This window comes from Amphibacillus marinus, assembly GCF_900110345.1.
Lineage (GTDB): Bacteria > Bacillota > Bacilli > Bacillales > Amphibacillaceae > Amphibacillus_D > Amphibacillus_D marinus.
In genome coordinates, this window is sequence record NZ_FODJ01000001.1 from 601,764 (window position 1) to 615,305 (window position 13,542).

The 13,542-nt window shown below is 37.1% G+C and carries 19 protein-coding genes; 6 read left to right on the forward strand and 13 right to left on the reverse strand.

The annotated features are described in order from the left end of the window. Positions 1 to 129: 129 nt before the first annotated feature. The 7 genes from BM000_RS16720 to BM000_RS02960 all read right to left on the reverse strand — a co-directional run bounded on the left by BM000_RS16720 (position 130) and on the right by BM000_RS02960 (position 5,332). Entirely contained in the window at positions 130 to 270 is a 141-nt protein-coding gene (locus BM000_RS16720) for a hypothetical protein (RefSeq protein WP_177178175.1), read from the reverse strand. A gap of 62 nt (positions 271 to 332) precedes the next feature. Beyond that, complete coding sequence (locus BM000_RS02935; protein ID WP_091494641.1) at positions 333 to 863, reverse strand: RNA polymerase sigma factor; 531 nt, start codon at positions 861 to 863, stop codon at positions 333 to 335. 31 nt (positions 864 to 894) lie between these two features. After that, the gene (locus BM000_RS02940; protein WP_091494643.1) at positions 895 to 2,838 is read right to left on the reverse strand and encodes an ABC-2 family transporter permease; all 1,944 of its coding nucleotides are present in this window, start codon (positions 2,836 to 2,838) and stop codon (positions 895 to 897) included. Next, complete coding sequence (locus BM000_RS02945) at positions 2,813 to 3,712, reverse strand: ABC transporter ATP-binding protein (RefSeq protein WP_091494645.1); 900 nt, start codon at positions 3,710 to 3,712, stop codon at positions 2,813 to 2,815. Before BM000_RS02945 ends, BM000_RS02940 begins: the two co-directional genes overlap by 26 nt. Before the next feature lie 2 nt (positions 3,713 to 3,714). Beyond that, positions 3,715 to 4,101, reverse strand: a complete 387-nt coding sequence (locus BM000_RS02950) for a GntR family transcriptional regulator (RefSeq protein WP_091494647.1) — start codon at positions 4,099 to 4,101, stop codon at positions 3,715 to 3,717. A 200-nt stretch (positions 4,102 to 4,301) separates the two neighbouring features. Next, positions 4,302 to 4,913, reverse strand: a complete 612-nt coding sequence (locus BM000_RS02955) for an alpha/beta hydrolase (RefSeq protein ID WP_177178176.1) — start codon at positions 4,911 to 4,913, stop codon at positions 4,302 to 4,304. A gap of 203 nt (positions 4,914 to 5,116) precedes the next feature. Then, entirely contained in the window at positions 5,117 to 5,332 is a 216-nt protein-coding gene (locus BM000_RS02960; protein WP_091494651.1) for a hypothetical protein, read from the reverse strand. Positions 5,333 to 5,473: 141 nt separating this feature from the next. On the opposite strand from BM000_RS02960, the gene sda reads away from it, so the two are divergent. Next, positions 5,474 to 5,608 (forward strand): sporulation histidine kinase inhibitor Sda, encoded by a 135-nt coding sequence (gene sda / locus BM000_RS16590; RefSeq protein WP_143063878.1) that lies wholly within the window; start codon positions 5,474 to 5,476, stop codon positions 5,606 to 5,608. A gap of 58 nt (positions 5,609 to 5,666) precedes the next feature. Here the strand turns inward: sda and BM000_RS02970 are convergent, their stop codons facing one another. The 6 genes from BM000_RS02970 to BM000_RS02995 form a co-directional block, all read right to left on the reverse strand. Further along, on the reverse strand, positions 5,667 to 6,104 hold the full coding sequence (locus tag BM000_RS02970; RefSeq protein WP_091494655.1) for a DUF5392 family protein: 438 nt from the start codon (positions 6,102 to 6,104) through the stop codon (positions 5,667 to 5,669). 113 nt (positions 6,105 to 6,217) lie between these two features. Continuing rightward, a complete protein-coding gene (locus tag BM000_RS02975) occupies positions 6,218 to 6,940 on the reverse strand; it encodes an amino acid ABC transporter ATP-binding protein (protein WP_091494657.1) in 723 nt (240 codons plus the stop codon). Beyond that, entirely contained in the window at positions 6,933 to 7,592 is a 660-nt protein-coding gene (locus tag BM000_RS02980; RefSeq protein ID WP_091494659.1) for an amino acid ABC transporter permease, read from the reverse strand. Before BM000_RS02980 ends, BM000_RS02975 begins: the two co-directional genes overlap by 8 nt. 35 nt (positions 7,593 to 7,627) lie before the next feature. Then, positions 7,628 to 8,437, reverse strand: a complete 810-nt coding sequence (locus BM000_RS02985) for a transporter substrate-binding domain-containing protein (RefSeq protein ID WP_091494661.1) — start codon at positions 8,435 to 8,437, stop codon at positions 7,628 to 7,630. A gap of 106 nt (positions 8,438 to 8,543) precedes the next feature. Beyond that, entirely contained in the window at positions 8,544 to 9,701 is a 1,158-nt protein-coding gene (locus tag BM000_RS02990) for a M20 family metallopeptidase (protein WP_091494663.1), read from the reverse strand. Between the two features lie 28 nt (positions 9,702 to 9,729). Next, on the reverse strand, positions 9,730 to 10,512 hold the full coding sequence (locus BM000_RS02995) for a Cof-type HAD-IIB family hydrolase (RefSeq protein ID WP_091494665.1): 783 nt from the start codon (positions 10,510 to 10,512) through the stop codon (positions 9,730 to 9,732). Between the two features lie 149 nt (positions 10,513 to 10,661). Between BM000_RS02995 and BM000_RS03000 the strand changes: the two genes are divergently transcribed. From BM000_RS03000 to BM000_RS03020, 5 genes are all read left to right on the forward strand, one after another. Beyond that, positions 10,662 to 10,886 carry a DUF1659 domain-containing protein gene (locus BM000_RS03000; protein WP_091494667.1) on the forward strand — a complete coding sequence of 75 codons (225 nt, stop codon included), beginning with the start codon at positions 10,662 to 10,664 and terminating at the stop codon, positions 10,884 to 10,886. 40 nt (positions 10,887 to 10,926) lie between these two features. Next, positions 10,927 to 11,139, forward strand: a complete 213-nt coding sequence (locus BM000_RS03005) for a DUF2922 domain-containing protein (protein ID WP_091494669.1) — start codon at positions 10,927 to 10,929, stop codon at positions 11,137 to 11,139. Between the two features lie 117 nt (positions 11,140 to 11,256). After that, complete coding sequence (locus BM000_RS03010) at positions 11,257 to 11,397, forward strand: YvrJ family protein (protein ID WP_091494671.1); 141 nt, start codon at positions 11,257 to 11,259, stop codon at positions 11,395 to 11,397. 132 nt (positions 11,398 to 11,529) lie between these two features. After that, on the forward strand, positions 11,530 to 12,435 hold the full coding sequence (gene metA / locus BM000_RS03015) for a homoserine O-acetyltransferase MetA (protein WP_091494673.1): 906 nt from the start codon (positions 11,530 to 11,532) through the stop codon (positions 12,433 to 12,435). A gap of 374 nt (positions 12,436 to 12,809) precedes the next feature. Beyond that, positions 12,810 to 13,541 (forward strand): ABC transporter ATP-binding protein, encoded by a 732-nt coding sequence (locus BM000_RS03020; RefSeq protein ID WP_091494676.1) that lies wholly within the window; start codon positions 12,810 to 12,812, stop codon positions 13,539 to 13,541. Position 13,542: the final 1 nt, after the last annotated feature.

Consider the following 13,542-nt stretch of genomic DNA (forward strand, 5'->3'; position numbering starts at 1 on the left):
AATCATTTACTTACCACATATTATAACAAAAATCAGGTTAACCCACTAGGATAAGGTATTTAAAAAAACCATTTTGTTTAAAAAACCGACAAACAGATTAATATCCGCTTGTCGGTAACTGCATTAATTTTATTTCATTGAGCCTTTCATCATTTGACTCATTTGTTGAAAAGGATGGAAATTGCCATTATGACGCATACTATAATATGTTGCACAGCCAATACCAATGGATGCGATCAATGGGATAATCATATTACTTTTGTGATTCATCTACCATCACCTCCCTACTAATAGCATGCCCCGCTTTTTAATTGCTAGCCCAGCAATATATGCTAATCATGGCAAGGATTCCACAGAATGAGCTGCTTACGCGCACGGTGAAGTCTTGTTTTAACCGCTGAGAGGGAAATATTTAATTTCTCTGCTATTTTTGCGTCTGATAAATCATTGGTTAATTTTAATTCAATAACTTGGCGTAATCGAATTGGCAAATTGAGCAAAGCCTGTTGAATTAATTCAATATTAACTTGATAATCAAATTGATCCTGCACTTGCTTAGTCGCTACACAGCATTCATGTCCTTCTTCTGCCTGTGCCTCGACAGAAGCAACACTATACTTTGTTTCTTTGCGATAAAAATCGATCGCCGTACGAATGACTATCGTTCTTAGCCACGCCCTTCCTTTGGCATGATCAGACAAATAAACATAATTGCGATAAGCTTTTATATAGGCTTCCTGAATGACATCCTCGGCGGTATAGTGATTATGGACAATTCGTTTTGCAATGTAATACATTTCCTGATAGTACGCTTTAAAATAACAATTAAAATCAAACTGTTCTTGCGCTTGTAGTGCTTCCATTCCATCACCCTCCTTCTTGTCATTGCTGTGTTTAGTTAATAAAGTAAACTAACGGTTCCATTCTTTGTTTTAAATAGATAACAAGGACTTGTTCTTCTACCCATCCTGTATAGTCGTAATAAGGCATTGAATAGAATGTATATGGTACTTGATTTAGTAATTGATCAATGCCATCTTCATCGGTAAAAGTTTGATAATCCATGTTTGCTAATTGTCGCTCCAACTCAAATATTGAATTATAGTAATTAATTCCATCATAATAAGGTATTAAAAAGGCTTGCTCTACATCTGAAGCGGTAATCTTAATTTGATCAAACAATTCTTCTTCCTCTAACCACGCAATTGTCTTAAGATGTTCGTTCGACAATCTTAATTCCAAATCACTTTCGTTAACCATTCGAATTGTGGCGGTTGTCATTAAATCAGCTGCATGAGCAGAAACAGTTAAATCATCTTTACCTAGTAAATCAATTAGGGTGATAATCTGATCTCGATCAGTAATTTCCACTTGCTTGTAGTCTTGATCAGCGGTAAAAGTAATCTTATCGGATCTAGTTGAATTAATCATATGAATCGCATTGTTGTATCTTTTATAAGTATCTGTTTCAATAATCTGTTGTAAAGTCGGCTCTTGATAAAATGATTGATCAACATAATATTCACGGATAAGAGTCGAACCATTATTAAGCTCATATCTTAGTGTGATATTCTCATTACCATAATATAACGTATTATTACGATTTGCTTTGTCGATAAGATCACGGTGAAGATTATTTACCAATTCAAGCTCATCGGGCTCAGTAAAGCCAATTAACCCACCATAATAAGATTGTCGTTCAGCAAACATATACGTATCATTAATAACGTAGGCTTGTGAAACATCCTCAAAACTAGGAATTCTTTTCTCGAAACCAAATACATCAAAAATAATAATTAAGGTTAAAATTAATGTACCAATAAGGTAATAGCCATATTCACGCCATTCACTAAATACTCGCCAAGTTTTGTGCACAATAATTTGACTAATCACATAACCGATTAAAGAAAAAATAAAATAGCTAATCAGAATCCAGTGGTTTGAAACTCTAATCATTCCATAGTAAAATCCGCCAATTAGCATAAAACAAAAGGTAAAGCTATAAATAAACACAGGCTTTAACCTTTGGAAAACAATAGCCTGACTTGCTGCTTCTATCGGGCGCTTTAAATATAAAACCATGCTAAATACGAGCAAACAAAGCGATAAACAACTATACATTAGCATTTTCATTTGAGGTATACCGTTAGAAAAAAAGAAGCTCTCAAAATCTGTAATAGGCGAAAACACTAAAACATGATCCTCTATATAAAATGATTGCGGTATCCCTAACAGTGCAAAATTAAGATTATAGGTTATTAACATGCTAAAGCCGACTGGAAAGAACATAAAAATATAAGTGAATACCCCTTGAATAATTGAAATACCAGTAAACATACCCACAAATATTGATAAACAATAGACAAAGGAACTTATCACAACACTTATGACTAACCAATGCCAAATATCGCTAAATCTGAACAACAGTGCGACATCTTGAGTAACATAAATTAGCACAATTAAAAGTGCATTGACCAGATATGAAAACCACAAGCTCGATAACCCGAAGCAAATTTTCTGCCAAAATAAGCGACCACGAGATATTGGCAGGCTATGCATGAAATCACTTGCATCCTTTTGATGCAAGTAACGCAAACCAAATACCGCCATTAACACTGGGATAATAAAAATTAAAATAACTTGAATTAAGGTAGCAAAAGAAAAAAGTGAATTTGAGTAGTAATAGTAATAATCATCTGCTACCTGCTCAAGCCTGATTAAGATTCCCATCACTACAGACAGCAGCAACGTTACAAAATGAATAAGACTGATCCAACCAACTTGTCGGAAATCTTGTTTGATCATTTCTTTATTAAACCAGGATGTTCTCGATCGCATAGCCAACGCCCTCCATTTCATAAACAAAAATCTCTTCTAGAGTTAATGGTAGTAAATCATAGACAAGTGGCGCTTCTTGGCTAAATGCTTGATCGACAACGTCTCGTTCACCTTTAATAATAAATTGATAGACACTGCCGCGCTTTTCTTGATGTAATATTTGAAAAGTACTGTAGAATTCCGCTGCCGGCTCTTCCTTAAATGCAACTTGTACCTTGTGAATATCACTTTTAAGATCATCAAGATCCTTCTCTAGTAGAAATTTACCATTATGTAGTATACCAATATAATCGCAAATGTCCTCGACTTCTCTTAGATTATGTGATGATACAATTACCGTCATTTCCCGTTCTGCTACATCATTAACAATCAAATTTTTTATTTTTTTGCGAACAACTGCGTCAAGACCATCAAACGGTTCATCTAAAATTAAATAATTAGGCATCGCACTTAATGCCAGCCAAAAGGATACCTGACGTTGCATACCTTTTGAGAATTGCTGCACTTTACTTTTAAGATCCAAATTTAACACTTGCTGAAGCTTATCAAAACGCTCCTGGCTCCAGCTTGGATAGGTTGCTGCATAGAATTGAGCCATCTGCTTAACCGTGTATTGCGGGAAGTAATAGGGTTGGTCAGGAATAAAAATAATCTGTTGTTTATTCACCGTATTTTCAAAAACAGCTTGATTATTTATGAGTACCGATCCCTTATCCTGCTTGAGCACACCCGCCATCATCTTTAATAAGGTTGTCTTACCCGCTCCATTTGATCCCAGCAATCCATAAATGGAACCTTTATTAACTGAAACATTTATTTTATTTAGAATTGGTTTTTTACCATATGCTTTTGTTAAATCTTGAACTTGGATCATGCTCATTCCCCTTCCTTACTGTGCAGGTGATGATTGGCTCGCTCAATTAATTCAATTATGTCTTGCTTCGTCACACCTAAAAACAACGCCTCTTGAATCAATTGGCTTAGGCTAGCTTTAATTGTACGTATTGCTTCCCCGTTCTCCTCTTCAACCATTGGCGCAACAAAACTGCCTTTTCCCTTTATTGAATAGATAAAACCCAATGATTCAAGCTCACGATAAGCTTTCTGAATCGTATTAGGATTAATCGTCATTTGTTGTGCAAGTGTACGAACAGACGGGAGTTTTTCATCAGTTTGGAGCACTTTTTTTATAATAAGTGCCTTAAACTTATCAACCAGTTGCTGATAAATTGGATCGCGACTCCTTAGATCTAACTCAAACATAACACCCTCCCTTTCAACTGTATTAACCGTACTAGTTTATTTAATACAGTTACATCTTACTCCACCTTTGTGTCTTTGTAAAGAAGAAAATTTAATTTAAATGATCTCTAGAATAGCTTAGTAAGGATTTTCACAATAAAAAAACCTTAAACTTCGGATAATAATATCCTTTGTTTAAGGTAAACGTATTAATTAATAAATTATTGATTTAACAGATTGGTCGTATACCAGTCTTTCGCAGCATTTAATTCCGTATGTGATAATTGATGACCATTTTCCTCCCAATGAACCGTTACCACTGCCTCCTGGCTAGTTAATAACCCTTCCAGCTCAGTCGTTTCCTCTGGAGCACAGAGCGGATCATTTACACCAGCACCAATAAAAATAGGAATATCAATCTGCATTGGTCTAGAAATATCACGGAGAGGCACCATTGGGTGATGCAATACCGCACCTTTAAACACGTTTTTATAATGGAACAGCAAGCTGGCAGCAATATTCGCACCATTTGAATAGCCAATAGCAACAACAGTATCCCTGTTAAAATTATACCGTTCACTCGCTACAGAGATAAACTGATTAAGCTCTGCTGTTTGTTTAACAAGATCTTGTTCGTCAAAAACGCCCTCTGCCAGTCTTTTAAAAAAACGAGGCATGCCATTTTCGACTACATTCCCTCTCACACTTAAAACACTAGCATCAGGGTCAATTCGATCAGCAATTGGCAGCAAATCTTTTTCCGTCCCACCCGTACCATGCAACAACAATAACACTGGATGATCATTACTCCCCTGCTTAAATAAATGCTTCACTATCTTCACCCTCCTTTTTAGTTTGAATTCAAGATAATAATAGCAATTAAGGCGAGGCGATGTCAATTGGTAGCCTGTTAACCAAACCATTGTTTATTCAAAATAATACTGTCATATTAATTGAAAGCGGTTTCAAATAACTTTAGCAAATAACTGGTTTAAAAACCAGTTATACGGGAAAAAATAAGTACTAGCCATACTAATTAGTTTAGAATTACAGTTTGAATCCAAATAAAAATAACGGTAAACGTTATGCCGCTAATAATTAAATTCTTTATCCGATTAGATAGAGGATTCGGGATTAAGTATAATGCCAAGCCTGCAATTGCAATCGTAATTAAGACAACTGCTGAGAAATAAATAAAAAGACCAAGTAAGTTTTCAAACGGTTCTTGTATTGCTTCTTTAATCAATTCCATGGACTCACCTCAAGATAAATACATAAATAACTTATACTATCAATCATGATAAAGTATTTTCAACTATTTCACAATAAGAAAATAGCGATTTTATCATTATCTTTGCCACAACATCTATATAACAAAGGAGTGTTGCCCAGTATGAACTTGCTAACTGACGATTTGCTCGTGGAAGCTTACTTATCCGCAATTGATCATCACTTAGATCAGCGCTTTATTAAATTGTTGTGGAGTGAAATAAGCACAAGGCAATTAAACGTAAATAAGATTAATTGATCCCCGTAACAAATAAGCGAAGCACCTCTTTAATGAAGTGCTTCGCTTATTATTTAAATCATCTTAGCTGCCGTCGTTTGTTCTCTTCGGTCAGAAATTTAAAAAAAGGTTGTAAATCCATTCTGACCTGCTTCTTAACATTAGTAATATAACGGGATTTCTCCGAGTCTTCCATAACCTCACTTTTGCTAATTCGCTCGACCATATAATCTTTTCCTATTCTGTGAATCTGCTTTCTTAAGAAGCGTGATTCTTTAAACAGAGCAATTCCTATCGCCGCCACAAGGGCAAAGATTGCCGGTATTAATAATGTCTCCATCGCAAAATCAGTATTAATAAACGGGAGTACCATATTTAATATTCCTATCAGCATTAATGGAAAGCCAAACATGTAGTACGTTGAGACCTTCTTCATAATTGGTCTAATCTTTTCAGAAATCAGGTCCATTTCCCTTTTAATAAACGGTGGAAGCTGTTCAAATTGGGCAGAGTTCAAATGTACCACTCCTCCTGTAACAAATTGCAAATAGATATGTTACTGTCATTATAAAGTCAATAGACCTTGTTGGTCAATTAATTTGCTAGCAGCCGCCCATTGTAAGTAATACGTTATAAAATTTTAGCTAAGAAGTCTTTCGCACGCTCTGTCTGTGGATCGGTAAAGAATGCATTCGGTTCGCCTGTTTCGACTAAACGTCCTTCGTCTAAAAACAAGACCCGATCAGCTACCTCACGAGCAAATCCCATTTCATGGGTTACCACCAGCATTGTCATCCCGGTGTGAGCTAAATCCTTCATAACATCAAGGACTTCTTTCACCATCTCTGGATCTAGCGCTGAAGTAGGCTCATCAAACAACATTAAATCTGGCTCCATTGCCAACGCTCTAGCAATGGCTACCCGTTGTTTTTGGCCGCCCGAAAGGCTACTTGGATAAGCTTTCTCCTTATCAGCCAGGCCAACCCGTTCTAATAATTGCAAACCTTTTTCATTTGCCTCAGCCTTTTTCAAGCCACGTACCTTCATTGGCGCATAAGTCAAGTTCTCTAACACCGTTAAATGGGGAAAAAGATGAAAATGCTGAAATACCATGCCGATTTTCTCACGTGCTTTGGTAACGTTAGTTTTTGGAGCTGTCATGACCTGATCAGCAACTGAAACGGTTCCTGATGTTGGTTTTTCTAATAGGTTGATACAGCGTAAAAAGGTCGATTTTCCCGATCCAGATGGGCCAATAATTGAGACAACCTCACCTTTATTAATCTCAATTGAAATGTCCGTTAAAACTTCATTGTTGCCAAATTGTTTGAACAGCTTGTCTACCTTAATCACTTTCCTTCATCCTCCGTTCTACCCAGCCCCCTAGTAATGTTAAAACCATGACCATTAACCAGTAAATAATTGCGACAAACATCAGTGGCTCGAAATAGCTATATAGCCTAGAAGAGGTAATTTGGGCTCTCCTCATTAAGTCAACATAACCAATTGTCGAAACAAGGGCAGACTCTTTTGTTAAGGTAATAAATTCATTCATTAATGCTGGTAAAATATTTTTCATCGCCTGTGGTAAAATAATATCCTTCATCATTGGACGATAAGGTATGCCTAATGCTATGGCAGCCTCAGTTTGTCCCCGATCTACTGCCGAAATTCCTGCCCTAATAATTTCAGAAACGTAGGCAGATGAGTTAAGACCAAAAGCTAACACAGCTGAAAGGAAGGGTGATATATCATAACCAGTCAATTGGGGTGTTGCTAGATAAATAATAGCTAATTGTAGAATTAGCGGTGTCCCTCTAAAAATTGATGTATAAAAATCAGCCGGCCATTTCAGTAATTTAATATTACTAATTTTAAACAAAGCTAAAACGGTTCCCAATAAGAAACCGAGCAAAATTGATACTAATACAAATTGTAATGTTACCCATATTCCTTCTAAAATAAAAGGAATATAAGGCACGATTTGGCTAAAGTCCAAATTCATGCCTTACACCTCATTTCTTTCTATAAATTAGTTAATTATTCTATATCCAGTAACCACTCATCTTCAAGCTCGGCAATTTTTCCGTTTTCAAGTGCTTCTTCTAGGACAGCATTAATTTCATCAACTAGATCACTCCCAATTGGAAATGCAATCGCCATACCTGGTGATACACGGGTTGGATCGTCAAATCCAGTTAAGCCCTGTGCTTCAATAAAGCCATGAGCCACTTGCTTATCTAAATAAACAACATCAATCCGATTAGTTAGTAGCTCCTGAATAAGTACTTGAGCATCATCTAGCGCAGAAATTTCAAAGTCATAATCCTCTTGAAGAACTAACGCACCTTCTTCTTGAATTGTTCCTAATTGAACACCTAATACAATGCCGTCAAGATCCTCAATGCCTTCAATATCAGAATCTGCTCTTGTGACGAACATTTCTCCTGAACGATGATACTCAATTGAAAAATCTACATTTTCTTTACGTTCTTCAGTGGCAGACATTCCCGATAAGACCATATCAACTCGCTCTGCTTGTAATGCACCAATCAAACCATCAAAGTTCATATCTCTAATTTCAAGCTCATAACCAAGCTCTTCAGCAATGTAGCGTGCTAGCTCAATATCAAAGCCCTCGAACTCACCTGACTCATCAATTGATTCAAATGGTGGATAATCAGCAGAGGTCGCCATAATTAGCAAGTTATTTTCCCCGCCTTCACCTGGCTCCTCAGTATTTTCCGTTGTTTGATCATCTACTTGATCGTCTTCACTACTTGTCCCACAGGCAACTAAAACCAATGTTAACATTGCAGCCATTAACAGCATCAATAAATTCTTTTTCATGATAAGTACTCCCCTTCTCTTTATTAAAATATATTTGTATATTTATTCATGATAATGAATTTTAACAAATTTTTATGCATTTGGGAAGCCTAATCGCTAAAAAAGTTTAATTTATATCAAATTCTTGATTAATTTGCTCTAGTAAAGTCGCATCATTTAGAATATCAAAGCCAGTCATAGCTAAGGATAAAGCACCACGGACTAAAGCTTTCCGCCCCGAATCCGTAACCGTTTGGTTAGCAAATTCCTTAGTATGTGCAACTAACCCAGGTGAGTCTAAACTAATATAGGGGTGAATAGCTGGAACAACATGACTAACATTACCCATATCAATTGAACCTAAACCTCCTTTAGCATCATGAATCAGCGTTTCGCCACATGCAATCAAGTTCTTTGAATAAATAGCTGATAAAGTTTGGTTGGTACGCATATCATCATAGCTTAATTCATAGTTTCGCACAGCAAGAGTTGCTCCAGTCATGTCGGCAGCTGATTGTGCAATCCTTTTTATCTTCTTAACCACTTGATTTAAGTATTTTCGTTCTTGTGCACGCACATAAAACTGAGCAACGGCATAGTCTGGCACAACATTTGCTGCCTGTCCCCCTTCAGGAATAATCCCATGAATACGGACATCTGATTTAACATGTTGACGCAGCGCATTAATACCACTAAATAACTGAAGCACACTATCTAAAGCGTTAATTCCTTCCTCTGGTGCAGCAGCAGCATGACTAGATTTGCCTCGATATGAAAATTCAAGGGCATCCATCGCTAATGAGGCACCACTTTTAACTGATTCTCCGGCTGGATGAACCATCATTGCAATATCTAATTCATTAAAAAGTCCAGCTTCAGCCATTGGCACTTTCGCCCCATTTGTTTCTTCTGCAGGTGTACCGTAAACAATTACTCTACCACCTGTTTCATGCAAGACCTTACTTAGAGCAATGGCCGCCCCAACACTCATCGTCCCAATTAAATTATGACCACAACCATGCCCAACACCTGGTAAAGCATCATATTCCGCCATAAAACCAATGGTAGCACCTGGTTTTTCACTTTCAAAAATTGCCCGAAATGCTGTTGGGCGCTCTACTAAACCAACCTCTACCTTAAAGTTGTGGGCTTTTAGATAATTAACTAGTAATTGCGCAGATTTAAATTCCGCTCCGCCCAGCTCTGGGTTATCATATAGTTGCTGACTTGTCTTAATTAAGTCAGCCGCTATATCTCCTATGTGTCTTTGTAATTGCTCTTTCATTGTTCAGTTCTCCTCTTACCTATGTCTTTTATTTAATTAATCCTAACTGTTTTAAACCGTGATAAATCCCATCATCGTCAACAGACTTGGTGACCAATTTAGCTGCTTCTTTAGCTGCCTGATGACCGTTATCCATCGCAACACTATTCTTTACTGTCGTTAGCATCTCGACATCATTAAGACCATCACCAAATGCATACACATTTTCTTCAGAAATAGCTAATGCGTTAATCACTTGCTTAATACCATGTGCCTTTGATCCTCCTTTTGGGAGAATATCAACCGACAATGGATGCCATCTAACAAATGTAAAGCTATCATATCGTTGACGATAATGCTCCTCCTCGCCTTCAGTGCAGAAGAACAATGATTGATACAAATCTCTACCCTGATGGTAATCTGGATCGTGAGTTGGAAAGCGGCCAACCTTTAATGATTCAATACTTTCATTGATATAAGCATGATCAGGTACATTCGCTCGCATATCATGCTCATCCATATACACAATGGGATGATCATTTTCTAAACCCTCTTTTGTCATGGCAAGTAATGCATCTTTATTTAATGGGTTTGTGAAAATAACCTTTCCCTCTAAAACAACATAAGAACCGTTGTAGCTTACGTAAGTATTAATGCCAAGTTCTTCTCTAATCTGCTCGTACATAAATGGGGCCCGTCCTGTTGCAATTGCAACGAGATGGCCATCAGACTTAAGTTGCTCAATCGCAGCCTTTGTCGATTGTGGCATTTGTTTTTGTTCATTCAATAGTGTTCCATCAATATCAAAAAAAATTACCGATTTCTTATTCATCAGCTGTCCCCCTCAGTAGTAATGCCTATCTTTTATCCTGTCCTAGTATAGCACAATTAAATATCAGTTGCTTTTTTTCAAATTTCAACTAATTATAAGCCTCTTTAAATGCCCCTGTTCGATTATAGCTATGAAAGGAGGTGATACAAATGGTACTAGAAGAAAGAATTAACACGCGATTGCAGTTAGTTTTTCAAACAGGCTATAACGACGAGGTTGGTGAGGTAGAAACAAAGTCAAAATCGTTTAATAATATTAATACCTCAGCAACAACAGAACAGCTATTAGCTGTTACAGAAGCGTTAGCTACACTGCAGCAATTCAACCTCCATGAAGTGCGCAGAAACGACACGACCATTTTATCAAACGACTAATCACTCTGGATTGCTAATTTTAAAAAAGGAGGTGAACCAAGTGAAGCAATTAGAACTTAGGTTTGTTAATCAAGAAAATCGGCTTGTCACATTATCATTAGAAAAACCAATTGAACCAGTCGATCCTCAGTTAATTCAAGATACAATGGCGGTTATTATTGCATCCGGCGCTTTCACATCAACAGGTGGGGCTATCGTTGATAAGCACAGTGCTCGTCTGGTAGAAAGACATGTTGAAGAGATTGAAATCTAAATAGACTCGACTAGCTTTGTTGACAATGACCGTTAATAGAGCTAGTCAATTTTTAATTAGTGAAAGCTGTACAGATAGTTAATCAACGCTCAATAGCTATTCGAAGGAGGTATAGATATGTCAGACCAATGGTTATCTTTGTTAACAGATGTGGGTTTTCCAGTAGCGGTCACCTTCTATTTACTACACAGAATTGAAACAAAGTTAAATACGGTCATTGAATCAATTATGTTCTTATCCGAAAAACTAACTAAATAATTCATTTACAGCTCACCTTCCCTCTAGAGAATTTGTCGGAATTATCAAACTTTATATTGCCGTTGCCAGAAAAGATAGCTATAATTGACGGTAATAAAAAATTCGGATCTGTCATCGGGGGGAAGCGTGACAATGCCAATTAACATTCCAAAGGGGTTACCAGCACGAACGATACTAGAAAGAGAAAACATCTTTTTAATGGACAAAGATCGTGCCTCAGCGCAAGATATCCGACCTTTAAAGATTTTAATTCTTAATTTAATGCCAGAAAAGGAGCGAACAGAGACACAATTGCTCCGCTTGCTAAGTAATTCAGCACTGCAAATATCAATTGATTTTATTCATACTGAAAGTTATCAGTCACGTAATGTTCCCAAGTCGCACTTAGAACAGTTTTATCTTACATTTTCAGATGTGAAACAAAAGCACTACGATGGCCTAATTATTACTGGTGCACCAGTCGAACAAATGCATTTTGAGCAGGTAGATTATTGGCCTGAAATGGTTGAGATTATGGATTGGGCTGATCAGCATGTCACCTCAACTCTGCATATTTGTTGGGGTGCTCAAGCAGCACTTTATCATCATTTTCAAGTTGATAAATTTGATCGTAGCAATAAGATAAGTGGCGTGTACAGTCATCAGCTAATTGAACCAACTAATAAACTTGTAAGAGGTATTAACGACCTTTTTTTCGCACCACATTCGCGGTATACCGATACTGATTTTCAAGCAATTGAACACCACCCTGAGCTGTTTATTTTAGATCATTCAGAACAAGCAGGACCACTTTTGATTGCTTCGCGCAATAAAAAGCATGTGATGATTACTGGCCATATTGAGTATGATGCGAATACACTCGCTGAAGAATATCAACGTGATTTAGCTAAGGGTCTTAATGTAAACATGCCTGAAAACTATTATCCAAACGAAAATATAAATAACACACCGTTAAATCGCTGGCGCTCCTCGGCCTATTTATTATTCTCAAACTGGCTAAATTACTACGTTTATCAAGTAACGCCTTATAACCTATAGCGCCATTAAAGACTTTGTATTTATAGTGTTTCGGCAAAACACTTTAATTAGTTCTGCTCTGTTAGACAAGACAAAATGAATTTCAGAGCAAGATTAGGGATAAAAGAAGTATGTCATTTTTACAAATGAGTTGCCCGCAGTTTTCTTGTGCCGTCACTAATGGTTAGTGACACAGGCATTCACTTAAAGATCTGGTCAAAGGGCGCCTCCCCCAAGTAATAGCCTCTGAAATAAATCAGGCTTTGACTAATTGTTGTTTTTTCGTTCAACTTTTATTTATAAAAAGTTCATAAAATTGTGCATTTATTCACATTGAATGGCCAACCCTTTTCAATTACACTAGAAATAGTGTTTTTTGAAAGGGGTTATTAGGTGTGATTGAGATTAATAAGCTCACAGTTAGCTATGGCAGTAAAGACGTATTAGCAGCTACAGACCTCGCCATAGCAGACCATGAAACAATTGCTGTTATCGGCCCATCAGGCTGTGGTAAAAGCACGCTTCTATATAGCATAGCGGGATTAATAAAACCAACTTCTGGATCTATCATGATTAATGGGAAGTCATTATTAGAGCCACGTATGGAAACAAGTGTAATTTTACAAGATTATGGCTTACTACCATGGAAAAATGTCTATCAAAATGTTGCTTTGCCACTATCTATTCGCGGTGTAGCCAAGAGCGTTATAGAAGATAAGGTTAATGCATTACTAAACGCATTACATATTGAAGAACAAATTAATAAGTTTCCTGTTCAATTGAGTGGTGGTCAACAACAACGCGTTGCTATCGCCCGCGCTTTAATAGCGGAGCCTGACCTGCTGTTAATGGATGAGCCCTTCTCTGCTCTAGATGCAACCGTCAGGGAAGAAATGCAAGATCTTATCCTTAACCTACATCAAGAGCATAAGTTATCCCTTGTTTTTGTAACCCATAGTATTGAGGAAGCTGTTATTCTAGGTAAGCGGATTATTGTCATGCAGCCTAATCCAGGGCAAATTAAGCGGATCATAACCAACCCTCATTTTGGCGATGTTAAATTTCGAAATGAATTTGCGTTTCATAAGCTATGTGTTCATGTGCGACAGGAAATGGAGGGAATCTAGT